Below are 23,397 nucleotides of genomic sequence, written 5' to 3'. Positions count from 1 at the left end.
TTTTAATTAGCCATTCACCTTAGCCATGTGCTTGATTAGTTCAACAACCTTGTGAGAGTAACCAATCTCGTTGTCATACCAAGAAACAACCTTAACGAAGGTATCGGTCAAAGCAATACCTGCCTTAGCGTCGAAGATAGAGGTACGAGCATCGCCCAAGAAGTCAGATGAAACAACAGCCTCTTCGGTGTAGCCAAGGATACCCTTCAACTCGCCTTCAGAAGCTTCCTTCATTGCCTTGCAAATTTCTTCGTACTTCGCTGGCTTAGCCAAGTTTACAGTCAAGTCTACTACAGAAACATCCAAAGTAGGAACACGCATTGACATACCAGTCAACTTACCGTTCAACTCAGGAATAACCTTACCTACAGCCTTTGCAGCACCTGTAGAAGAAGGAATGATGTTGCCAGAAGCAGCACGACCACCACGCCAGTCTTTCATTGAAGGACCGTCAACAGTCTTTTGTGTAGCTGTTGTAGAGTGTACAGTAGTCATCAAACCATCGGTGATACCAAACTTGTCGTTCAATACCTTTGCGATAGGAGCCAAACAGTTGGTGGTGCAAGATGCGTTAGATACAAACTGTGTACCCTTTACGTATTTATCGTGGTTAACACCGCAAACAAACATAGGAGTGTCGTCCTTAGAAGGAGCAGACATTACTACATATTTTGCACCTGCGTCGATGTGTGCCTGTGATTTCTCTTTGGTCAAGAACAAACCAGTAGACTCAACTACGTATTCAGCACCAATCTCGTTCCATTTCAAGTCAGCTGGGTTGCGTTCTGCTGTTACACGGATAACATTTCCGTTTACTATCAATTGAGATTTTTCTACGTCAGCTTCGATAGTGCCATCGAATTGACCGTGCATGGTGTCATATTTCAGCATATAAGCCAAGTAATCTACTGGGCAAAGGTCATTAATACCTACTACTACTACGTCTTTAGCATTTGCCTCTTCCAAAGAAGCGCGGAATACGAAACGACCAATACGGCCAAATCCGTTAATACCAATCTTAATCATTTTACTTTCTTTTTATTAAAGGGTTAAAAAATAAATATTTTTTATTGCTATTGAACAAAATCTTAATTTACCTTACTACTTTACATGTAGATCGAAAAAAGACGTCGTTCCTGAAACATTTTCTTCTTTTCAACCGCAAAGTTACATTTTTTTTCTATATTTGCAGTGGCAATTAGTCTTAAATTTCTTAAAAAAGAAAGGTTTATAAGTCATTCTGTCACTTGTACATTGCATAATGACTACTTAAGACAGAAAAATGAGATTTTTTAATGTGATATGATTCAAAATATAATTGACTATGAGTAAATTTTTAAATGAATTCAAAGAATTTGCCATGCGTGGCAATGTGATAGACATGGCAGTGGGTGTTATCGTTGGCGGTGCCTTCGGTAAAATCGTCACCTCATTGGTGAATGACATCATTATGCCCCCCTTAGGTTTTGCCTTGGGACGGGTCGATTTCACCGATTTAAGCATCAAACTGGGTGAGAAATTAGCTGAGGATGGAAAAACGATGGAAGCGGTCACGCTGAACTATGGTAATTTTATTCAAGAGGTTGTCAACTTCCTGATTATTGCTTTCTGTATCTTCTTGGCTATCAAGGGCATCAATTCGCTCTCTAAGAAAAAAGAAGAAGTGAAAGAAGAGCCTGCTGCTCCAGCACCAACCAAAGAGGAGACGTTGCTCGAAGAGATTCGCGATTTGCTAAAAAACAAATAATCTGTACATATGAAAACGATTGGAAACGTCCTTTGGCTTATCTTTGGAGGTGTAGAAGCCGCCCTTCAATATTTCCTTGGAGGATGCCTTCTCATGCTGACCATTGTCGGTATTCCCTTTGGAAGACAGGCTTGGAAAATTGGCTTTTTCATCCTTTGGCCCTTTGGCTCTAAGGTGGTAAGCACATCGGAAGGCAACGGTTGTCTCAACGCGGTGATGAATTTGATATGGATTGTCTTTGCTGGAATTTGGATTAGTATAACACATGTCTTTTTTGGCGTCTGTCTATACCTCACCATTATTGGCATCCCCTTTGGCCATCAGCATTTCAAAATGGCACGACTGGCTCTCAATCCGTTTGGCAAAGATGTTCAGGTACAGTAAACGCTGGTCGACACCATACTGATAAAGTCATCATCGTGAATGACTTCATGAAGCTGACAAATGAAAAAGAGGTGCAGAAAGCAATCACACTTTCTGCACCTTTTTCTATTTATTTAGTACTGCCAAACACGCACACCTGCGCCCTTCAGCGCATTGCATGCAAACTCTATGCTTAATCTTTCAGCGAATAAGTGATAGTGGTCACCACCCTAACCTTCTTAATATAAGGTGTATTGGAATCGCGGTCTTCAATAGAAAACTGTCCTTGGTCGGCACTTACAATCTTGCTCAACTTGCTATGACTGTTCTCCGCAAACTGTTGTGCAGTCTTCTCCGCATTCTCAATGGCTTCTTGCATCATCTTAGGTTTCATCGAACTGAAAGCCACGTATTCGTACTTCACAGGATTTTCATATCCTCCTTCAACAATGGCAACACCCAATTTCAACAAATTGCCTTGCTTGGCAATAATTTGTCTCACCAACTTCACCTTTTTTGAGGTCACCGTGATTGATGAGGTGATGTTATAGCGATAACGCGACTCATTGCTTGAATACTGATTGGCATTCATATCAATGACCGATGGCGCATTGACACTAATTTCACTTTCGGAGATTCCGTTGTCCAACAAGAATTTCTTAATAATGGCTTGTGTATGTCCAATCTTCTCATAAAGCTCTGGTAAGTCGTTGCCCAACTCCTTAGACAGGATAGGCCAGGTCACTTTGTCCGCCTCTACTTCACGCTCGGAAAGTCCTTTCACCGTCACTTTGTGGTCTTTATTCACAAAATTATCGATACCTCCTTTGAGTGCAAAGCCCAATATTACAATGCTGACAGCCAATATGGTTGCCGAAATAATTCGTTCTTTTTGCATAATTTGTATCGTTTTATAAGTTTCACTTCCCCACTGTTCTCCCAGTGTGTTGATGCAAATATAACAAAAAAGGATAAGAACTGCGAGTTTTAAGCGATATATTTTTGGAGATATAGCTGTCATAAAGTAGGAATTAAGAGCTGACAACCTTTATCGTTTTCAACATTCTGTGTCATTTCATCTTAAAATTCAGCATCAGCGATTTTCTTCTACAACAGCTACATCGTCTATCATGTTGTTCCTATTTTCAACGCCTGATTTACTCATTTTCTGTAAAATATAGATAATCACAACGTTGATTACGAAAAGGAGAAACCTCAGTTCTTTCTTTGTTGGATGATATTGTTACAACCAAAATCACCAACAAAAATGCCCCAAAAACCTCATTTGCAGAATTGGTGATACACTTCATAAATGAATAATAAATGCTGAATTTTCTTTACAAAGTGCCTCTCAAAACTCGCGTAAAATCAACCAACAGCAAAGTTGGTCGCAAATATGCGAAAAATGAGCAACTTTCATAATTCGTTGATGTTAAAGATGTTACGATTACAGCTCCTCTATTCAATCCTATTTTTACCGCTTTTTGGCGGTTAAAGCATTGAGATAAGCCTACAATTTGCATGCTTTAAGGCTGCTGAAGCATGTGAATAACACCCTTAAAGAGTGTTTCCAAGAGCGTTAAATCAATCTTCTAATTTGAAAAGACATCTATTTTGTTAAAATCAGCCCAATTTTGTTGTTGGTTTGCCTATTGATTTTTTCTATTTTGAAGATTTTAGATGGTCGATTTTTGGTAAAATAATAGGACAAAAGAAAAGACTATATTTCACAATAAGTCGGCATTATGAACCACTGTTTGATGATCAGCACACTTCACTGTTACAGTTGTCGGTACCACTTTTTCAATGCGGGGCGTGGCACACCTAATTCTACCAGTCTGTCCAAATCGGCTTTTGCCCGTTGCTTTCTGCCCAATTTTAGCCACAGTTCTACCCTATTGAGCAAATAATCTGAGTTGTCCGCATCCCGTTTCAAAGCCTCGGTATAGTCATATACCGCCAATTCTATCATGCCTTGCTCCTGCTCCATGCCAGCTCGTGCGGCATAAGCGACGGCACTATCGGGAAACTGATTCACCAAACGGTTGATTTGATTCATCGCCTCGGTATGATGCTTGTCCTTCTGATTGAGCAGTGCCAAGCCTAATTGTGCCGAAAAATGTCCGGGCACCACTTTCAAAAGATTTTCATAATCCAACCGTGCAAAATTATATCTTCCCAACTGTTGGTTGGCATAAGCACGATAATACAGCCCTGCGATGTCATCAGGATGACTTCGCAACACTTGATCGTACTCATCTTTGGCATATTGCCATTGCTCCAACTGAAGGTTGAGAGCTGCCTTTTTCAACCGCAAATCGACACTGTCAGGATAGCGCGACAACACCTCTGTGGCTTCCTTGAGCTGACTGCGGAGCGTTTGATGGTCTTGTGCGTACATAGATAAAGAATAAAGATGAATACACACGCACAAGCATGTTATTATCAATAAGTTATGAATTTCAGTAAAACGATTCATTTGAAGTGTTGAGTGAGGGTTGGTAAGTCATGAAAATAAGCCCGTTAAGTCATGGAGTTAATAAAGAGGGGAAAATAAGTGGAAAAAAGAAGTGCGATAGAAGTGTAAATTCAGAACTTTTGGTCGCCGCCTTTATGGTTTTGCAAGGCGGCCTTTCCTCTCTGTGGTATGCTCTTAAAATGGGGGATTTTCCCCCGACGTCATTCCATTAAAAGGGGTTGTATCGTCTGGAGGTGGTGGCGGAAAACCGTCGTTCATGCGCGATTCCACAAACTCGCCTCCCTCGCGAACAGGCATTGAATATCGATCGTCTACGTTTTCAAAACGAGTAAACTCGCCACGGAAGTTGAGCAGCACGTCACCCGTAGCTCCTTTACGGTGTTTGGCGATGATGATTTGTGCCTTGCCACGCAGGTCTACTCCGTTAGCATCTTCATACAAGCGGTAGTATTCTGGGCGATGCACAAAAAGCACCATATCGGCATCTTGCTCAATAGCACCCGACTCACGGAGGTCGCTCAACTGTGGACGCTTGCCTTCCAATCCCTCTCGGTTCTCTACATTACGGCTCAACTGAGACAGTGCCAATACGGGAATGTCCAACTCTTTCGCCAATCCTTTGAGCGAGCGAGAGATGGTAGACACCTCTTCTTGGCGGTTACCAAAACGAATACCGTTGGCATTCATCAACTGTAGGTAGTCGATCATGATGAGCTTCACCCCCTTTTCGCGCACAAGTCTACGAGCTTTGGTGCGCAGTTCAAAGATACTAAGCCCTGGAGTGTCGTCTATATAAATAGGTGTACCTGTAAGATTGCGTACCTTGACGTCAAATCGTTTCCACTCCTCATCCGACAACTGACCGCTCAAAATTTTGCTACCCGATATCTCGCAAGTATTTGAAATCAAACGATTCACCAACTGTACGTTGTTCATTTCCAAAGAGAAGAAAGCAATGGGTTCGTTATAATCAACTGCAATATTCTTTGCAATAGACAGGGCAAAAGACGTTTTACCCATGGCTGGACGTCCTGCGATAATCACCAAATCCGATTTCTGCCACCCGCTGGTAATCTCATCTAATTTGGTAAAGCCCGATGCAATGCCCGTAAGGTCGCCCGTATTGGCAGAGGCTTTTTGCAAAATATCTGTGGCTTGCGCAATGATGGGGTCAATCTGGGTGTAATCCTTCTTCATGTTGGTTTGCGAAAGCGTGAAGAGATTACCTTCGGCTTCTTGCATTAATTCGGCAATATCTTGCGTTTCATCAAAGGCTTTGGTCTCTATCATGCTGGCATACGAAATAAGTTGGCGCGCCAACGATTTCTGCGCAATAATCTTGGCATGATATTCAATATTGGCAGACGAAGCCACTTGCGAACTCAACTCTAATACATAGGGCGCTCCACCAATCTCGTCAAGGGTGCCCTCTCGCTTGAGTTGGTCTATAACAGTCATGATATCCACAGGATTTTCATCCATGTTAAGGGTTTGGATAGCATGATAAATCTTCTGATGTTTAGGGTCGTAAAAGGTCTCTGGACGAATAAGTTCGGAAACAACCGAAAAGGCATCTTTGTCAATCATCAATGCGCCTAACACTACACGTTCAACATCGGTTGCTTGAGGTTGAACATGCGCATAGGTAGTATCTATCGGAGTCGTTTTTTTAGTTTTGGGTATTGCCATATCATGTACTGTTTTTATCAAGAAGAACGATTGAGTCGGGAGTGCAAATGTATAAAAAAAACTTCAACTACTCGCATGCCTTTGTACAAATTAACAAGTTATGAAAGATGGTGTGACTTTTTTCTTGTTTTTTTGTTTTTCCCAGTAAGATGAAGTATCTTTGCAGGCATGGTGAACATCTCCAAGCGCAGTAAGACGCTCTATCTCATATTAATGATGTGTACCTGTTTGGCAGCTCAGACTCCTATTGCCAATCGGGTGCGGGTGGCAGCACGACATTTGCCGCAAGGAGCTACCGTGTTGGCGAAGTACACCGACAACCAGCGCCATTGCTTGTATTACATTCAGGGCGAAAAAATATTTTGTTTGGATGTGGTGTTGAATATCAACGAAGAATTAGACTTTAATCAACACACCTATAAGAAGGTAGTGTCTACGTCTATTAGTAATGGTGGCGACTACATGTTTGTGGTCTTAGACACGGGCGAAAAGACGGGATGGGCGTTAGAACAGCGGTTTGAACTGTGGCGTATCGATTCTAAAAATCGACATTTTACACAACTTGGTCGTGGTTTCAAGATAGAGAAGACAAAAGAAGGTTATGTTTTAAGCCAGACCGTGAAATGTCTCAACCCTCGTGCCCCACGCTCTCAACAACGCTGGATGGTGAGAGAACATGGCTATGATGAAAAAGGAAAACCGCTACCTCCACAAAAGCCTTACGAAATGAAATAGAAAGTGAAGGGAAAAGTGATGAGCCGAAGGACAATATTTCTACTTACTCGTCCTCAATTTACTTCACCGTAATATGAAAACACCCTTGATGAACTTCATATTTCACATGGCAGCGATTTTGCTGACGTAAATCATTAAGCACCTCACTAAGCACCCATTTCAGACTGTCATTGCGTACCTTGCGCCGTGTCGGACCGTTAGGTTCTTGCACGGTCACATAACGATTGTAGGCTACATCAAAGGTTGTACCGTACAGATGACAACTGTTGGATTTTGCATTCGTATTCCGTCCTTGGAGTTTCTCTACGTCCGCTTTGCTGCGCATGACGCTCGTTACGATAATCTTGTGAAGTGGAATGCCTTTTATTTGTAAGCTATCAAAGAAGTTACTACCAATGTCTTGCAGCAAAACGGCTGCATGCGGCACCAAATAAGGAATGCTGCTCTTCAGTCGGTCAACATAAAAAAATGGATTGGCACCCACATATACCAACTCTGCCTTGCGACTTTCTGCCTCTTCGCGGTTGGTCACAGGCTCAACTCCCCAATGGGTAGCCGAAGCCAACTGCACATCATTTTGGTCGGGAAAGGCTTTGGAAAAATTGGAAACACTATAGATACGATTTTTCACCTCACTCCCATCGGCACGAAAGAAGCGAGAAGCCGTGGCTCGTTGTGTTGGCATGTTGGCAGGACTCGATGGGTTAGGTCGATTAGTCTGCTGACTGGCTTGGGCAGAGTCGAGCTGGCGAGCATTGGAAAGTTGTGCCGTGCCTTGACTTCGGTCGGTTGCAACCTGTGGAAAGATACACCGCACCATGCCTAACAAGACGACAACAAAGGCAAAACCCTGAAGATATTTTTGTTTTGAAATTTTCATTGAATTGGATGTATGGTGCACAAAGTTACGAAAAACATCATGAGATTTAGGATTTGTTTCTGTTTTTTATATTTTTTAATGCTTTATGGTAATAATTATATAAAATAAGGAGCAACCCAACAAAAGGCTGCATCTGGAAGTGAAGAGCATGGACGAGAACTTGCTCTGAACATTTTCTCCATGAAGAAAAAGGGCAACAGAGAAAGAGACAACAAACCAAATCGACAAAATTCATGGACTTTTTATCCATGTAAGTAAAAAAAACTCAAGTGGTAAAATGGTAGTCTGTAATCTTTTTCGTACATTTGCATCATCATATAAAAGGTCAACGAACACCTCCATATAAGTATCACTTAAAAGTACCTTACAACATTGATAGAGAAGCATATTGTTCTTGAAGACATCGACCCCGTAGCATTTTATGGCGTCAATAACGGTCATTTGCAAATGATAAAGTCGCTTTTTCCAAAACTACGCATAGTAGCTCGCGACAACGTAATTCGTATTTTGGGAGACGAGGAAGAGATGGCAAAGGTCGAAGAGGATATCGAACTGATGCGAAAGCATATTGTGAAGTACAACGCCATTATGGAGGAAGATATCTTAGATATTGTACACGACCATAAGACCAAAGCTGATGCGGTGAAAGGTGTGGTGGTGTACAGCATTGCAGGCAGACCTATCAAGAGCCGAAGCGTAAAGCAACAGCAACTGATTGATGCCTATCATCAGTCAGACATGATATTTGCCATCGGGCCTGCTGGCACAGGTAAGACCTATCTCAGCATCGCCTTAGCGGTAAGAGCCTTGAAAGAAAAGCAAGCGAAAAAGATTATCCTTTCACGTCCTGCCGTAGAAGCGGGCGAAAAACTCGGTTTCCTACCAGGCGATATGAAAGATAAAATCGACCCCTACCTACAGCCGCTCTATGATTCGCTGCAAGACATGATACCCGCAGTGAAACTACAAGACATGCTGGAGAAAAACATCATCCAGATTGCCCCACTCGCTTTTATGCGCGGACGCACGCTCAACGATGCGGTAGTGATATTGGATGAAGCACAGAATACAACGCCTGCCCAAATCAGAATGTTCCTTACTCGCATGGGATGGAATACGAAAATGATTGTAACTGGCGACCTTACCCAAATAGACCTGCCGAAACATCAGAAGAGCGGACTGAAAGAAGCGGTAGAAATCCTACACAACGTAGAAGGTATTTCTGTGGTAGAATTGGGACAGAAAGATATTGTGCGGCACAAATTGGTAACGCGTATCGTTCATGCCTACGAGGCATACGACCAGCGAAGAGAAGAGAATGAAGAAAATCAACCGATTAAAGATAAAATTTACAACAATGAAAGCATTAACAAAGACTGATTTCCATTTTGATGGACAAAAAAGTGTTTATCACGGAAAAGTACGTGATGTGTATGACATCAACGATGACAAGATTGTCATGGTGGCTACGGATAGGATTTCCGCATTCGATGTTGTTTTGCCGAAAGGTATTCCTTTCAAGGGACAGGTATTGAACCAAATAGCTGCCAAGTTCTTAGATTTGACACAAGACATTTGCCCCAACTGGAAACTTGCTACTCCCGACCCCATGGTTACGGTAGGTATCAAGTGTGAGGGCTTTCGTGTTGAAATGATTATTCGTAGCATCCTCACAGGTAGTGCATGGCGCGAATACAAGGCAGGAGCCAGAGAACTGTGCGGTGTAAAACTACCCGAAGGGATGAAAGAGAACGAACGATTCCCCGAACCTATCGTAACACCTACCACAAAAGCTGATGAGGGTCATGACATGAATATCTCGAAAGAAGAGATTATCAAGCAAGGATTGGTTTCAGCAGAAGACTATGCGGTCATCGAAGACTACACTCGGAAACTTTTTGCACGTGGTCAAGAGATTGCAGCCAAACAAGGACTTATCTTGGTAGATACCAAATACGAGTTTGGAAAACGTGACGGAAAGATTTACCTCATTGACGAAATTCATACACCTGATTCAAGTAGATACTTCTATGCCGACGGCTATGAAGAGAAGTTGGCGAAAGGTGAACCACAGAAGCAATTGTCTAAAGAGTTTGTTCGTCAATGGCTCATCGAACATAACTTCATGAATGAACCAGGACAAACGATGCCTGAGATTACCGATGAATATGCCGAGAGCGTAAGCGAACGATACATCGAACTATACGAACACATCACAGGCGAAAAGTTTGTTAAGGCCGATGAACACGATGACTTGGCTGCTCGTATTGAACGTAATGTGAAAGAATATCTCAAAGCATAGATTCCTTCAATCGTAAATGAGCTGACCCGTTGATTTGCGCATAGACTTGAGGCGATTTCTCTCCTTATCTATGAGCTTGTCAATCGGTCAGCTTATCCACCACAACCCCACCTACTCATCCTTATCAACGCATGTACGAACAGGAACACATAAAGCCTTATCACGCCGAAGGCGAAAAGAAACAGCAAGTGGCACAGATGTTTGACCACATTGCGCCTACCTACGATGCGTTAAATCATCGTCTCTCTTGGAACATCGATAAGGGTTGGCGCAAAAAAGCCATTCAACAACTCTGCCCATTTGCACCACAAACCGTGTTAGATATAGCCACAGGTACAGGCGACTTTGCCATAATGGCGGCACAGATATTACAGCCTCGAAAGCTGATAGGCGCAGACATTTCAACGGGGATGATGAAGATTGGCGAGCAAAAGGTTGCCAAAGCAGGCTTGTCGCATGTCATTTCTTTCCAACAAGAAGACTGTTTAGCACTCTCTTTTCAAGAAAATTCGTTTGATGCTGTCACAGCTGCCTTTGGCATTCGCAACTTTCAAGACCTCGATCAGGGATTAAGAGAGATACATAGAGTATTGAAACCTGGCGGTCATGTGAGTATTGTGGAACTCACACAACCAGTGGCATTTCCCATGCGACAGTTATTTAAGATGTATTCGCACACATTTTTGCCCTTTTATGGCAAACTACTCTCCAAGGACAAGCGTGCTTACGAATACCTCACCACAACGATAGAAGCATTTCCGCAAGGCGAGACAATGCTACAAATCTTTTCAAAAGCGGGATTTGCAAAGGCACGGTTTACACGCCTCACCTTTGGCATTTGTACAATGTACTTGGCACAAAAGGCAAAATAAGCTACCCTATTGCCCTCAAATTGACGAACGATAACACATAGAATATGGACAAATACGGACTGATAGGCTATCCACTCGGACATTCGTTCTCTATTGATTACTTCAATGAGAAATTTGAAAACGAAGGAATAGATGCCCAATATGTAAATTTTGAAATACCAAAAATAGAAAATCTCGAAGAGGTGTTGGCTTCCAACCCCGAGCTAAAGGGATTAAACGTCACCATACCTTATAAAGAGAAAGTGATTTCTTATTTAGACGAAATCAGTCCAGAAGCTAAAGAAATTGGTGCCGTCAACGTCATTAAAGTAACACACAAAGGCAAGAAGACTCTTCTAAAAGGCTTCAATAGTGACGTGATTGGATTTACCAGAAGTATCGAACCCATGTTAGAAACCTTTCATCAGAAAGCCCTCATCCTCGGAACTGGCGGTGCTGCAAAAGCCATTGACGTAGGCTTACGCTCGTTGGGCATTGCGACAAAGTTCGTCTCTCGAACCCCTCGACAAGGTGTTTTGACCTACCAAGACATCACACCTGCCGTTATCAACGATTATCGCATCGTTGTCAACTGTACACCTGTGGGCATGTATCCACATGCAGACACTTGTCCTCCCCTGCCTTATGAAGCCATGGACATGCATCATCTCCTCTACGACTTGATTTACAATCCTGATGAAACATTGTTTCTAAAGAAAGGAGCCGAACACGGAGCAACCATAAAGAATGGATTGGAGATGCTCTTATTGCAAGCTTTTGTCTCATGGGAATTTTGGCACGAATACTAATCAATCAACATATCAACTCATCAACTCGTCAACAATAAAAAACTTACAACCACATGGACAGATATATGTTGCGCGGTGTGTCTGCCGCCAAAGAAGATGTACACAACGCTATTAAGAACATTGACAAGGGCATTTATCCACAAGCTTTCTGCAAAATCATTCCTGATATACTGGGAGGAGACCCCGACTACTGCAACATCATGCATGCCGATGGTGCTGGCACCAAATCGTCTTTAGCATATATGTACTGGAAAGAGACGGGCGACCTTGGTGTATGGAAAGGCATCGCACAAGATGCCATTGTGATGAACACCGACGACTTGCTGTGTGTGGGGGCAGTAGATAACATCTTAGTATCAAGTACTATTGGGCGTAACAAGCTTTTGATACCCGGTGAAGTCATCTCCGCGATTATCAACGGCACCGATGAATTGTTGCAAGAGATGCGAGACATGGGCATTGGCATTTACCCCACAGGAGGCGAAACGGCTGATGTAGGCGACTTGGTGCGCACCATCATCGTCGACTCTACCGTAACCTGCCGTATGAAACGCAGCGAGGTCATCGACAATGCCAACATTCGTCCCGGCGATGTCATCGTAGGATTGAGTAGCACAGGACAGGCTACCTACGAGAAAACATACAACGGTGGCATGGGAAGCAACGGTCTCACCAGTGCCCGTCACGACGTCTTTGCCAAATACTTGGCAGAAAAGTTCCCTGAAAGTTACGATAATGCCGTGCCCAACGAGTTGGTGTATAGCGGTGAATATCAACTCACCGATAGCATAGAAGGCGTGGAAATTGATGCTGGTCATTTGGTGCTCTCTCCTACTCGCACCTATGCACCTATTATAAAGAAGGTGTTAGATGCACATCGAAGTCACATCCATGGCATGGTTCACTGCACAGGAGGCGCACAAACAAAGGTGCTACACTTTGTCGGTGACAATTGCAAAGTGGTAAAAGACAATTTGTTCCCCGTTCCTCCCCTATTCAAAACTATCCAACGTTGCAGTGGCACTGATTGGAAAGAGATGTACAAAGTCTTCAACATGGGACATCGCATGGAAATATATGTGGCTCCCGAGTACGCACAAGAAATCATTTCAATCAGCAAAAGTTTCAATGTTGACGCCCAAATCATCGGTCATATCGAGGAGGGAAAACGCTCTCTCACCATTCAATCAGAATTAGGAACATTCGAATATTAAATATATGATAGAAAACAACAGCATACTGAATAAGCTCGAAGGATTAGAGGCAAGGTTTGAAGAAGTATCTACCTTAATTACCGACCCAGATGTCATAGCCGATCAGCCACGCTATGTAAAGCTAACCAAGGAATACAAAGACCTTGGCGACATCATGGACATTCGCAAGCGATACATTGCATGCCTCAATGCCATACGTGAGTCGAAAGATATTCTTGCCAATGAAACGGATGCTGACATGAAAGAGATGGCTCGTGAGGAATTGCAAGCCAACGAAGATATGCAGCCACAGTTGGAAGAAGAAATAAAATTAGCATTAGTGCCAAAAGACCCTGAAGATGCCAAGAACGTACAAATGGAAATACGTGCTGGCACGGGAGGAGATGAGGCAGCCCTGTTTGCCGGCGACTTATTTAACATGTATAAGCATTACTGTGACTCGAAAGGTTGGACGTTAAGTGTCACATCGGTCAACGAAGGCTCGGTGGGTGGTTACAAAGAAATCGACTTTGCAGTGAGCGGCGACAATGTCTACGGTACGTTGAAGTACGAAAGTGGCGTACATCGTGTGCAACGTGTACCTGCCACGGAGACACAGGGACGCATGCACACATCGGCTGCCACGGTGGCAGTGTTGCCAGAGGCAGACCAGTTTGAGGTGAACATCAACGAGGGTGATATTAAATGGGACACGTTCAGAAGCTCGGGAGCTGGTGGACAAAACGTCAACAAGGTTGAATCGGGCGTTCGTCTTCGCTATCCATGGAAGAACCCCAACACTGGCGAAGTAGAGGAAATTCTCATTGAATGTACCGAGACACGCGACCAACCTAAGAACAAGGAACGTGCGTTGTCGCGCTTACGTACCTTTATCTACGACCGTGAGCATCAAAAATACATTGATGATATTGCCAACCGACGCAAGTCATTGGTATCTACTGGCGACCGCAGCGCGAAGATTCGTACCTACAACTATCCACAAGGACGTGTCACTGACCACCGCATTGGCTACACCACTCACGACCTGCAAGGCTTTATTGGTGGCGACATTCAAGGTGTCATCGATGCTCTTACCGTTGCAGAGAATGCCGAGAAATTGAAAGATAGTGAATTGTAAGATGAGTTTTTAAGTTTTTAAGTTTGTGAGTTAATGAGTTGAGTCTTTAAGTTAATGAGTTTTGAGTTAATAAGTTTTTAAGTTATTGAATTTTAAGTTGGTGAGGTAATGAGTTAATAAGTTTATTAGTTAATGAAAGCTTTATCAACTTCTCAACAAGAGAACTCATCTACAAAAGAAACTCAAAAACTAAACAACTCATAAACTTAAAAACCAAACTCACCAACTCAAAAACTTAAAAACTCAACTCATCAACTAAAAAACTCATCAACTAAAAAACCAAACTCACCAACTAATAAACTCAAAAACTTAAAAACTCAACTCATCAACTCAAAAACTTATAAACTTAAAAACTCACTCCATGACCAAACAACAGCTCGTCAAACAAATCTTTGACAAACAAACTTTTCTATGCGTAGGCTTAGATCCAGACCTACAGAAGATACCAGCACATCTCTTGGAAGACGAAGACCCTATCTTTGCCTTTAATCGTGCGATCATCGATGCCACTGCTCCCTACTGCGTAGCCTATAAGCCCAACTTGGCTTTCTACGAATCTACAGGCATCAAGGGAATGCTGTCGTTCGAGAAAACTGTGAAATATTTGCAAGACAACTATCCCACACACTTCCTCATTGCCGATGCCAAGCGTGGAGATATAGGCAACACCTCTGCCATGTACGCCAAGACTTTCTTCGAAACGTACCAAGTAGACGCCCTCACCATTGCCCCCTACATGGGCGAAGACAGCATAAAACCTTTTCTTGCATACCAAGACAAATGGGCTATCGTGCTGGCACTCACCAGTAATAAAGGCTCACACGACTTCCAACTCACACAAAATACCACAGGTATGCGCCTTTTTGAGAAGGTAATAGCAACCTCGAGTCAATGGGGAACGGATGAGAACATGATGTATGTGGTTGGTGCCACGCAAGGAAAAATGTTCGAAGACATCCGAAAAGTAGCCCCTCATCATTTCTTGCTCGTACCGGGCATTGGTGCTCAAGGTGGTAGTTTGCAGGAAGTGTGTCGCTATGGCATGACAAAAGACTGTGGTTTACTTGTCAACAGCTCACGCGGCATCCTCTATGCCAGCAACGATATACACTTTGCCGAAGCTGCGAAAGAAGCAGCAAAGGAACTGCAAGCACAGATGAAAGAGGAACTGCAAGCGCATAGCTGAAATACCAATCGACAACTCACAAAAGCACATTAATTCGCTCTTGTTATGGAAGAAGTACCAATCATACCTACAACACTTCGCTTTGCGGACATCTTTCCCATTTTGCTCATTGTCATCATGGGATTAGGTGTCATTGCATTTTGGCTGTATCGGAAAGGTTACTTTCGGAAAAAACTTGTTGTCGCAGCAACGGATAATGACACAGATTCTAAAAATGAGCAAGAGGATCAATTACCCATTGACGTCATGATGTTCGAGGAGGATAACCTCACGATTTATCCTAACTGCCTCTATATCAATAAAACGAAAGTGGGTTTCAACCAAATCGAAGATATAACATTTCATAATAGCAGCAGTCCTTACGAAGCACAGTCGTACCATCTTGTGATTACCACGACGCTCACTCAGCATCCTGTTTTTCGTTTACCCGTAGGCTCCAGCGTCTTATTTGCTCGTGATGCGTCCGAACGTCTCATTCGTTATTGGCAGCAGTACAAATAATACCAATGGTTTGAAGGGTCACTGTTGTAAGAAAAGCGCCCCCACGGCTCTTTGATTTAACGGCAATGTTGTAGAACAACAAATAAAACCAATAAAACGAATCAACGCAACAAGACAATGAACGCAAGCGTTCTACAAATGTAACAAATCTATCGACATCAACATGCTGTGTTTGCTTGCTAAATTCGCTTTATTCGGTGAACGCCTGCGTTCATTGATTCCAGCCGTTGGATTTGTGTCATTTGTTCGATTTGTTGTCGAAACAAAAAAGCATGCATGTTGTTGACAACAAACAATCTTAATAAATAAAAGAGAGTTCATGTTGCCCCTTCAACGAAAGAGTTTTTTCCTTTTGTTTTTATCTTTTTTGGAGAAGAGCATTTATTGTTTTTGTCCTATTATTTTACCAAAAAACGCCCATCTAAAATCTTCAAAATAGAAAAATTTAATAGGCAAACGACCGACAAAAATGGGCTGATTTTCACAAAATAAACGTCTCTTGAAACTAAAACATTGACTTAACAGGCTTGGAAACACTCTTTAGAGGTGTTATTCACATGCTTCAGCTGCCTTAAAGCATACAAATAGAGAGCTTATCTCAATGTTTGAACCGTTGAGAAATGATAAAAATGGAAATAAATGAAGTCATTTTAACGGTAACGTCTTATGCAACAACAGATTATGAAAGTCGCTCAAAATTAGCGTATTTGCGACCAACTTTGCTGTTGATGGATTTTACGAGAGTTTTGAGAGGCACTTTGTAAAGAAAATTCAGCATTAATAATTCTTCAAAACAAGATACTAACGATTACACAAACGCAATTTCAGAGATGTGCTTCGCAGTAAAAATATCATTCCAAAATGAAAGTCTTATGCTTCGTTGCTCCATGTTCAAGCGTCCACGTAACCAACCTATTTAGCAAAAAAATGCGAGCCGAAAAAGCTCGCATTCATTATATACAGATAATGATATTTGAAAACTGTCTTCTCAAACACCGTTGTTATTTCTTCTCGTCCTTTTTCTTTACATCCACAGGTTTGTAAGCCTTGTTCAGTCCTGCCACAACATCCTTGGTGATGTCATACGCCTTGTCGGCATACAGCAAGTTATCCCCTGCCTTTGACAAAATCAAACTGTATTTTTTGTCTTTGTTATAACTTGCCAAGAAGTGCTGAATAGAGTCACGCAATGCCTTATTATATTTATCCGTCTCGGTTTGGAACTCATTGGTCAAACGTTGGTTCAAGGCTTGCAAATCAGCTCCTTGTTTTTGCAACCCAGCCTGAATCGACTCGGCTTGCTCACGAGTGTACGCATTTTGCTGTAGTTTTTGTTGGAAATTACCAGCTGCCTGCTCCAATTGTTTTTGTTTGCCAGCCAAAGTGTTCTGTATATTTTGACCCTTTTTCTGAAGAATCATACTATAATCTTTGCAAAACTTGTACTGGGTCATGATGCTATCCACCTCCACATAAGCAATCTTAAATTCAGTAGGCACCTTTGGGGTTGCCTCTTCATTTTTGTTGTCTACCTGCGATTTGGATTTGTCGCAAGCCACCAATGTGAATGCTGCCAAAGCGGCAACAGCAACCGAACGAATCATTGTTTTCTTCATTGTTTTATTTAATATTAATGTTTTATTTTCTTTTCATATCAACCCTAACTGCCTTATTGCATGGAGTAAAGCTCAGTGAAGACATGGGTTAGTCGCCTTATCTCTACGGATTAACAAGCCTTGTTGCTACGTCGAGCCTCACGGTCTTGGTCTACCACACAATGAATGCCACGCTCCTGCATCGCCTTACTGTCATGAATGTGCTGAGAAGTAAACGAGCCATTTTTACGAAAAAGCAACTTTACAGCCAGCAATGCAAAGCAGATTGCAATAATTAACACGCTAAGAAGTAATGTTTTCAACATTTTTAGTTATATTTGCAGAGTCACATTGTGAAATAAACGTGGCAAAGATAGTAGAAATAACGCAATTTACAAAATAAAAAAACAAAAAATAACATGGAAAAGAAAGACTTAAAGCCAGCTGGCGTATTTGAACAATTTGCAAGAATTAATGAGATTCCACGCCCTTCCAAGCGTGAGGAAAAGATGATAGAATACCTGAAAGAATTTGGGAAAAAACATCAGTTGGAAACCAAGGTTGATGAGACGGGCAACGTGATTATCCGTAAGCCTGCCACCAAAGGTTATGAAAATCTGGCTACCGTGATTTTGCAAAGTCACATGGATATGGTGTGCGACAAGTTAGTAGATGTTGAGTTCGACTTTGACAAGGATGCCATTCAGACCTATATCGATGGCGAATGGCTCACCGCCAAAGGCACCACACTGGGTGCTGACGATGGTATTGGCATGGCTATCGAACTGGCTATCCTTTGTGCCGACGACATAGAACACGGTCCTATCGAGTGCGTATTTACCAGAGACGAGGAGACACAGCTCACTGGTGCCATGGGTATGAAGGCTGGTTTCATGACAGGCGACTATCTCATCAACCTTGACTCGGAAGACGAAGGACAGATTTTTGTGAGTTGTGCAGGCGGACGCAGCACCAATGCCACCTTTGACTATCAGGCTGAAGAGGCTCCTAAAGACTATTTCTTCCTACAAATTGCATTGAAGGGATTGGTTGGTGGCCACTCTGGCGACGATATCAATAAGAAACGTGCCAATGCCATTAAGATACTCAATCGATTCCTTTACAATGAAAAAGAGAAGTTCGACTTGCGCTTGTGTTCTTTTAACAGCGGTAAGTTGCACAATGCCATTCCTCGCGATGGAAAGGTGATATTTGCTATCCCTAACGACGTTAAAGAGCAAGTGCGTGCCGACTGGAACGTATTCCAAACAGAAGTGATGCAGGAGTACCACGTTACCGACAAGGACATGGTATTTAGCATGGAGAGCGCAGAAGCATGTCGGGTAATGCCTAAGAACGTAGGTTGCCAGATTATCAATGCTCTGCAAGCTGTCGACAACGGCGTTTTTGCTATGTGTCAAGATGAAATTTTGGCAAAGATGGTAGAAACTTCCAGCAACGTTGCAGCCGTTAAGACCTTAGAAGACAAGGTAGAAATTCTGTCCTCACAGCGCAGTAATGTGATGAGCAATTTGGACAATATGTGCAACACCGTCAAGGCTGCCTATGAATTGGCTGGTGCCAAGGTGGAGCAAACCGACGGATACCCCGCATGGAACATGAATCCTGACAGCAAACTGGTTAAGATTACCGTTGATGCCTATAAGAAACTCTTCAACAAAGAACCGAAAGTACTTGGTATTCATGCTGGTTTGGAGTGCGGTTTGTTCTCAGAGCGTTATCCTCATATCGATATGGTGAGCTTCGGACCTACGCTCCGTTTTGTCCATACACCCGATGAGCGTCTGCACATCCCTACTGTTCAAATGGTATGGGATCATCTGCTTGAAATTCTTAAGAACATCCCTGAAAAGAAATAATTCTTACAAGTTCATGCCACATCAAGCATGAGCAACTTGCCAACAGGAGGTTTCTACTTGTATTTGTTCGCCTGAAGAACGTACAGACTGAAACGCATTTATAAAGAAAGACCATTCCAAAACTCGTTTTAGAGCAAGGGGATGGTCTTTTTTTGTTCGTTAAAAACTCCCTTGCTATAAAGAGGTTATGCCAACGCCTCAAAGAAATGGAGCAAGGGTTTCATGAATGGCGTGAGATAACGAGGCTGCAACTGGTTGTGGTAGTCCACCCTATTGCGTGACCACGACACATACAACCGCTGCTTGGCACGGGTCATGGCAACATAAAACTTGCGTTTATCCTCGGCAACTAACCGCGCATTGTCACGATTGAAGTAGTTGGGGTATCGACCATCTACCGCATCAAACAAGACAACCTGATCGAACTCCAGTCCTTTGGCTTTGTGAACCGTCGTCACAAAGATGCGTTCATCTAAAGTTGTGCCATGACATAGGTCTGCCTCTTTCAGCGTGTTGATTTCGTTGATATACACCGAAAGCTGTTCAATGAGCGACGGATAGGCATCCTTGTCTATCATGTCAGTTGACAAATACTTGATGACATGAGGCAATTTGTCAATGGGTTGCAGCAATCCTTGTTCACAGAGGGTGCGATACAGATACTCTATTTCGGTCGCCAAGACAGGCAAATGCTCCGAATGCTGACGCTGATACAACAGCTGGCGCGCACGAGTATAGATTTCGAGATAATGCCTCCTGAACACTGCTGCCCTCTGTTGGAACCGTGGATGCTGTATCCATTCCCTTTGAGAGTTGATGTGCAGTTTCGCTTTCTCATAACAATGGCGCACCACACTGCAGGTGGCATGCACATCAGCATCGGCAAGGTGCGAGTTTTGTCCTTCGAGATGCAGCACCGACAGTAAATATTTCAGCTTGTATTCTTTTAGGTTTGGTTCGAGTAAACGGATGAGTTTCAGTGAATCAAAATACATGTTACAACGTTCTTCTAACTGTATATCAGGAAGATAACGCTGTAAGTTAAAGTTTAAGATGTGATAGTCATAGTCGGCATTATGCCCCAACAGTCTGCTCTTTCCCACATACTCCATAAACATTCTCAAGCCCTCGCTTGGGCTGTACAGCTGATGATGCTGTATTTCCTCTATCAGCGGATTGTCAATGTTGCCCAACTTGCGTGGTATCTCACGATTGGTGCGCATAAACACCACAAATTCTGACCCGGGAACCACACATCCTTGTCGCATACGTACGGCAGCTATCTGCACAATATCGTCCTTAAAAACATTCAAACCCGTAGTCTCTGTATCGAATACCACGATGTCCTGTTGCTCGTAACACTCCACAAAGGCTTGCACATAGCTGCTACCAGGGTACATCAACAAATCGGATGGCAACATGGCATTATCGAACAATCCTCGTACAAACCTACGAGCGGCAGCATTACTCTCAAACACCTTCAAGCCTTTGAGCAATCTCGACCAGCCCATGAACTGATGTTCATTACACAAAATGTTGAGGTGTGCCAAGAGTAACTTCACCTCCGAAGAAGCAAACACATCCTCTCCCGACACCTTGAAATGAGGTAAATTCCTCTGTGTTAAAGCCTCACTCATCAATTCGGCATCAGCATTTGAACTCACAATCACAGCCGTTGTCTCTTGAGGATACTGCACCTGCAAGCGTTGCACCTTGTCAGCCACATCGGCATATTCCGATTCCACCTGTTCGCTCGACATCAATTGCAGTTCATCACCTTGACGAGGAGGGTCAAAATCGGTGGTAGGCAACAAGGCAGGGTCGATGTCTAACATCTTTTCGGCAAATGTATTGAATACTTGAAGTAGATACCGAGGTGAGCGATGATTGACGAACAACCGATGCAGGTGTCCCTCACATCGCTGCTTCAGTGCGTCGAGGGTACTCATCTTCGCACCCATGAAAGAAAAAATTGCTTGTTGTTCATCGCCAAGATACATCACCGTGTGGAAGTCTTTGCTTGTAAAACCATCGATGAGTGCCAACTGTAGCGGGTTGAGATCTTGCACTTCGTCTACTTGTATCCATCGATAGCGCTTCAATTCGAGCTGGTCATCAGCGTTCAGTGCATCGTAGGTGAGCATAAGCAAGTCCTCAAAGTCGAGCAACTTGTTTTCTTTTTTGTACTGGATATAATACTGTGCTTGCTGCATCTTGCGCAACAATGCTTCTATATCATGCTGACTCCCTATGTCGTAGGCATCCGAATGGATAAGACTTTCATATGTATCCGCATTTTTGAAAACTTCTTGAAAGGTATCAGCCGTGAGTTCCATCCGCTGTACCCAACACAAAGTGCGCAAGGCAGCCACGTCCAAAGAGGTGACACATTCAGGATGCAAGCGCAAATGCTTGGGGTGATGATGAGTAAGTTGATGTATGAATCCTGCAAAATGAAGCACTTCGATGTACTCTTTCTTCAACCGAAAATTGTGCTGCACTGCATATTCATCATCATCCCGATAGCGAGCCAAGATGCTGAACGCATCATCATCGTCAATCACCGAACTCTCTGCAGGCACCAAACTATTGTCGAACAAGAACTTAGAACAAAACCTATGCACGTTTCCCACATACAATTCAGCTATCTCTTCATCATTGATATGGGTCTCAATACGCTCTCTCATGCCTCGTGCAGCACGATTGGTAAAGGTAAGGCACAACATATCGTCAAAGGAAATGCCTTGCTCGTGCGCCCTCCGAATACGCTCGGTGAGGATTTGGGTCTTGCCACAGCCCGGTGCAGCCAACACTAAATGATAACCACCGCTGGCTTGTATCACTTCGGTTTGATATTGGTCGGGAGTCAATGAATTTGGGATATTGTCTTTCTGCATGGTTTTCAATGGGCTTGATTCGTTGTACAAATATATTATTTTATTTCTGTTCCCAAGCCCCATTATTGGAAAAATCTGTATCTTTGCAACGATTTTCTACCATTGAAAATCGCCAAGCCGCAGTTGATGGCTTGTTCACATGGCATCAGAAAGAAGGATGTACCACGCTGATGTCTTCACACAACCAAAAGAAAATCAAACCATAACGAACTCGTCATGATAAAGAAACAACAGAAAATACAAGCACACACCGCAATCATCTTAGCCAACGTCATCTTTGGTTTGGGCGTACCTGTCACCAAACTACTGCTTGATCAATGGGTAACACCTATGGGCTACATGTTCATGCGGTGCTTGGGAGCGGCTGCAATCTTTTGGGCAATCAGTCTGTTCCTGCCTAAGGAGACCGTTCAACGCAAAGACTTGCTCATCATCATGTTGGGAGGTTTATTAGGTTTTGTGATTTCACAAACGCTCACAGCATGGGCTTTGGTGTACACCACGCCCGTTTATTTCTCGCTCATTGCTACACTCACCCCCGTTGCCACCATGCTCATGGCTGCGTTGTTCTTGAAAGAGAGAATGAACGGTACAAAGATATTCGGAGTGTTGATAGGTATTGTGGGTGCGCTACTCATGGTATTGATGAGTTGGAAAAGTGGCTCTGGGAAGAATGACTTATTAGGTATCACGCTCACCATTTTAAGTTTGATGACCTGGGTAGTGTATTTACTGATTACGCGCAACGTGTCTCAGAAATACACAGCCGTGACTCAAATGAAATGGATATTTCTTATTTCCACCCTTGCCGTATTGCCCTTTGCTGCTCCAGAGTTTAACCAACAAAGGTTGTGGTCGTCACAATGGGCTTGGAGTGGTGTGATCGAGATGACTTTCATTGTGGTGTTTGCCACAGTGATTGGCTATTTTGCTATCCCGTATGCCATGCGTTACCTGCAAGCTACAACCGTTAGCATCTACACCAACCTGCAACCAGTGGTGGCTTCGTTCGTAGCTATTTACATTGGACAGGACATATTGACGTGGGACAAGCCCGTGGCAGGTATCTTGGTGCTGCTGAGTGCCTATATCATTACCATTCGCAAATCGGATGGGAACTAATGGGACTGCCTTCTAATACAGCCCCATTAC

General features: G+C 43.1%; 21 protein-coding genes. 13 read left to right on the top strand and 8 right to left on the bottom strand.

Translation table 11 applies throughout. From position 1 onward, the window contains the following. Positions 1-6 precede the first annotated feature (6 nt). Entirely contained in the window at positions 7-1,026 is a 1,020-nt protein-coding gene (gap, locus tag DEM91_RS00430) for a type I glyceraldehyde-3-phosphate dehydrogenase (protein ID WP_008121715.1), read from the bottom strand. A 298-nt stretch (positions 1,027-1,324) separates the two neighbouring features. Here gap and mscL point away from each other — a divergent pair, with 298 nt between their 5' ends. Together mscL and DEM91_RS00420 are read left to right on the top strand one after the other, a co-directional pair. Next, on the top strand, positions 1,325-1,747 hold the full coding sequence (gene mscL / locus DEM91_RS00425) for a large-conductance mechanosensitive channel protein MscL (RefSeq protein ID WP_195253914.1): 423 nt from the start codon (positions 1,325-1,327) through the stop codon (positions 1,745-1,747). Positions 1,748-1,756: 9 nt separating this feature from the next. Then, positions 1,757-2,131 (top strand): YccF domain-containing protein, encoded by a 375-nt coding sequence (locus DEM91_RS00420; protein ID WP_249857438.1) that lies wholly within the window; start codon positions 1,757-1,759, stop codon positions 2,129-2,131. A 172-nt stretch (positions 2,132-2,303) separates the two neighbouring features. Here the strand turns inward: DEM91_RS00420 and DEM91_RS00415 are convergent, their stop codons facing one another. The 3 genes from DEM91_RS00415 to dnaB all read right to left on the bottom strand — a co-directional run bounded on the left by DEM91_RS00415 (position 2,304) and on the right by dnaB (position 6,278). Further along, positions 2,304-3,008: an SIMPL domain-containing protein gene (locus DEM91_RS00415; RefSeq protein ID WP_195253126.1), complete on the bottom strand. Its 705-nt coding sequence runs from the start codon at positions 3,006-3,008 to the stop codon at positions 2,304-2,306. Positions 3,009-3,890: 882 nt separating this feature from the next. Next, positions 3,891-4,511, bottom strand: coding sequence for a tetratricopeptide repeat protein (locus DEM91_RS00410; protein ID WP_249857437.1), 621 nt, complete (start codon positions 4,509-4,511; stop codon positions 3,891-3,893). A 252-nt stretch (positions 4,512-4,763) separates the two neighbouring features. Further along, complete coding sequence (gene dnaB, locus DEM91_RS00405) at positions 4,764-6,278, bottom strand: replicative DNA helicase (RefSeq protein ID WP_249857436.1); 1,515 nt, start codon at positions 6,276-6,278, stop codon at positions 4,764-4,766. Between the two features lie 168 nt (positions 6,279-6,446). Here dnaB and DEM91_RS00400 point away from each other — a divergent pair, with 168 nt between their 5' ends. Continuing rightward, positions 6,447-7,013, top strand: coding sequence for a hypothetical protein (locus tag DEM91_RS00400; RefSeq protein ID WP_249857435.1), 567 nt, complete (start codon positions 6,447-6,449; stop codon positions 7,011-7,013). A gap of 58 nt (positions 7,014-7,071) precedes the next feature. On the opposite strand, the gene DEM91_RS00395 is transcribed toward DEM91_RS00400, so the two are convergent. Further along, the gene (locus tag DEM91_RS00395) at positions 7,072-7,893 is read right to left on the bottom strand and encodes a DUF5715 family protein (protein ID WP_249857434.1); all 822 of its coding nucleotides are present in this window, start codon (positions 7,891-7,893) and stop codon (positions 7,072-7,074) included. Positions 7,894-8,265: 372 nt separating this feature from the next. Here DEM91_RS00395 and DEM91_RS00390 point away from each other — a divergent pair, with 372 nt between their 5' ends. The 8 genes from DEM91_RS00390 to DEM91_RS00355 all read left to right on the top strand — a co-directional run bounded on the left by DEM91_RS00390 (position 8,266) and on the right by DEM91_RS00355 (position 15,873). Continuing rightward, positions 8,266-9,273 carry a PhoH family protein gene (locus DEM91_RS00390; protein ID WP_249857433.1) on the top strand — a complete coding sequence of 336 codons (1,008 nt, stop codon included), beginning with the start codon at positions 8,266-8,268 and terminating at the stop codon, positions 9,271-9,273. Further along, a complete protein-coding gene (locus DEM91_RS00385; protein WP_008121692.1) occupies positions 9,251-10,195 on the top strand; it encodes a phosphoribosylaminoimidazolesuccinocarboxamide synthase in 945 nt (314 codons plus the stop codon). The genes DEM91_RS00390 and DEM91_RS00385 overlap by 23 nt, the downstream gene beginning before the upstream one ends. A gap of 131 nt (positions 10,196-10,326) precedes the next feature. Beyond that, positions 10,327-11,067, top strand: a complete 741-nt coding sequence (ubiE, locus tag DEM91_RS00380) for a bifunctional demethylmenaquinone methyltransferase/2-methoxy-6-polyprenyl-1,4-benzoquinol methylase UbiE (protein WP_249857432.1) — start codon at positions 10,327-10,329, stop codon at positions 11,065-11,067. Positions 11,068-11,111: 44 nt separating this feature from the next. After that, complete coding sequence (locus DEM91_RS00375) at positions 11,112-11,855, top strand: shikimate dehydrogenase family protein (protein ID WP_249857431.1); 744 nt, start codon at positions 11,112-11,114, stop codon at positions 11,853-11,855. Between the two features lie 53 nt (positions 11,856-11,908). Further along, positions 11,909-13,069, top strand: coding sequence for an AIR synthase-related protein (locus DEM91_RS00370; protein WP_249857430.1), 1,161 nt, complete (start codon positions 11,909-11,911; stop codon positions 13,067-13,069). A 4-nt stretch (positions 13,070-13,073) separates the two neighbouring features. Beyond that, complete coding sequence (gene prfA, locus DEM91_RS00365) at positions 13,074-14,186, top strand: peptide chain release factor 1 (protein ID WP_008121684.1); 1,113 nt, start codon at positions 13,074-13,076, stop codon at positions 14,184-14,186. 361 nt (positions 14,187-14,547) lie between these two features. After that, positions 14,548-15,372 carry an orotidine-5'-phosphate decarboxylase gene (gene pyrF, locus DEM91_RS00360; RefSeq protein WP_249857429.1) on the top strand — a complete coding sequence of 275 codons (825 nt, stop codon included), beginning with the start codon at positions 14,548-14,550 and terminating at the stop codon, positions 15,370-15,372. Positions 15,373-15,417: 45 nt separating this feature from the next. After that, entirely contained in the window at positions 15,418-15,873 is a 456-nt protein-coding gene (locus DEM91_RS00355) for a hypothetical protein (protein WP_249857428.1), read from the top strand. A 1,001-nt stretch (positions 15,874-16,874) separates the two neighbouring features. Here DEM91_RS00355 and DEM91_RS00350 read toward each other — a convergent pair. Both DEM91_RS00350 and DEM91_RS00345 read right to left on the bottom strand, forming a co-directional pair. After that, on the bottom strand, positions 16,875-17,489 hold the full coding sequence (locus DEM91_RS00350; RefSeq protein WP_249857427.1) for an OmpH family outer membrane protein: 615 nt from the start codon (positions 17,487-17,489) through the stop codon (positions 16,875-16,877). A gap of 110 nt (positions 17,490-17,599) precedes the next feature. Next, positions 17,600-17,794, bottom strand: a complete 195-nt coding sequence (locus tag DEM91_RS00345) for a hypothetical protein (protein WP_025071745.1) — start codon at positions 17,792-17,794, stop codon at positions 17,600-17,602. 93 nt (positions 17,795-17,887) lie between these two features. Here DEM91_RS00345 and DEM91_RS00340 point away from each other — a divergent pair, with 93 nt between their 5' ends. Then, the gene (locus DEM91_RS00340) at positions 17,888-19,348 is read left to right on the top strand and encodes an aminoacyl-histidine dipeptidase (RefSeq protein WP_249857426.1); all 1,461 of its coding nucleotides are present in this window, start codon (positions 17,888-17,890) and stop codon (positions 19,346-19,348) included. 185 nt (positions 19,349-19,533) lie between these two features. On the opposite strand, the gene DEM91_RS00335 is transcribed toward DEM91_RS00340, so the two are convergent. Next, a complete protein-coding gene (locus DEM91_RS00335; protein ID WP_249857425.1) occupies positions 19,534-22,245 on the bottom strand; it encodes a 3'-5' exonuclease in 2,712 nt (903 codons plus the stop codon). A gap of 216 nt (positions 22,246-22,461) precedes the next feature. Between DEM91_RS00335 and DEM91_RS00330 the strand changes: the two genes are divergently transcribed. Beyond that, positions 22,462-23,367, top strand: coding sequence for a DMT family transporter (locus DEM91_RS00330; protein WP_249857424.1), 906 nt, complete (start codon positions 22,462-22,464; stop codon positions 23,365-23,367). The last annotated feature ends 30 nt before the right edge of the window (positions 23,368-23,397 follow it).

It is taken from the genome of Prevotella sp. TCVGH (genome assembly GCF_023522295.1).
Lineage (GTDB): Bacteria > Bacteroidota > Bacteroidia > Bacteroidales > Bacteroidaceae > Prevotella > Prevotella timonensis.
Note: the sequence above shows the minus strand (reverse complement) of the source record. Positions and strands in the feature narration are given on the sequence as shown.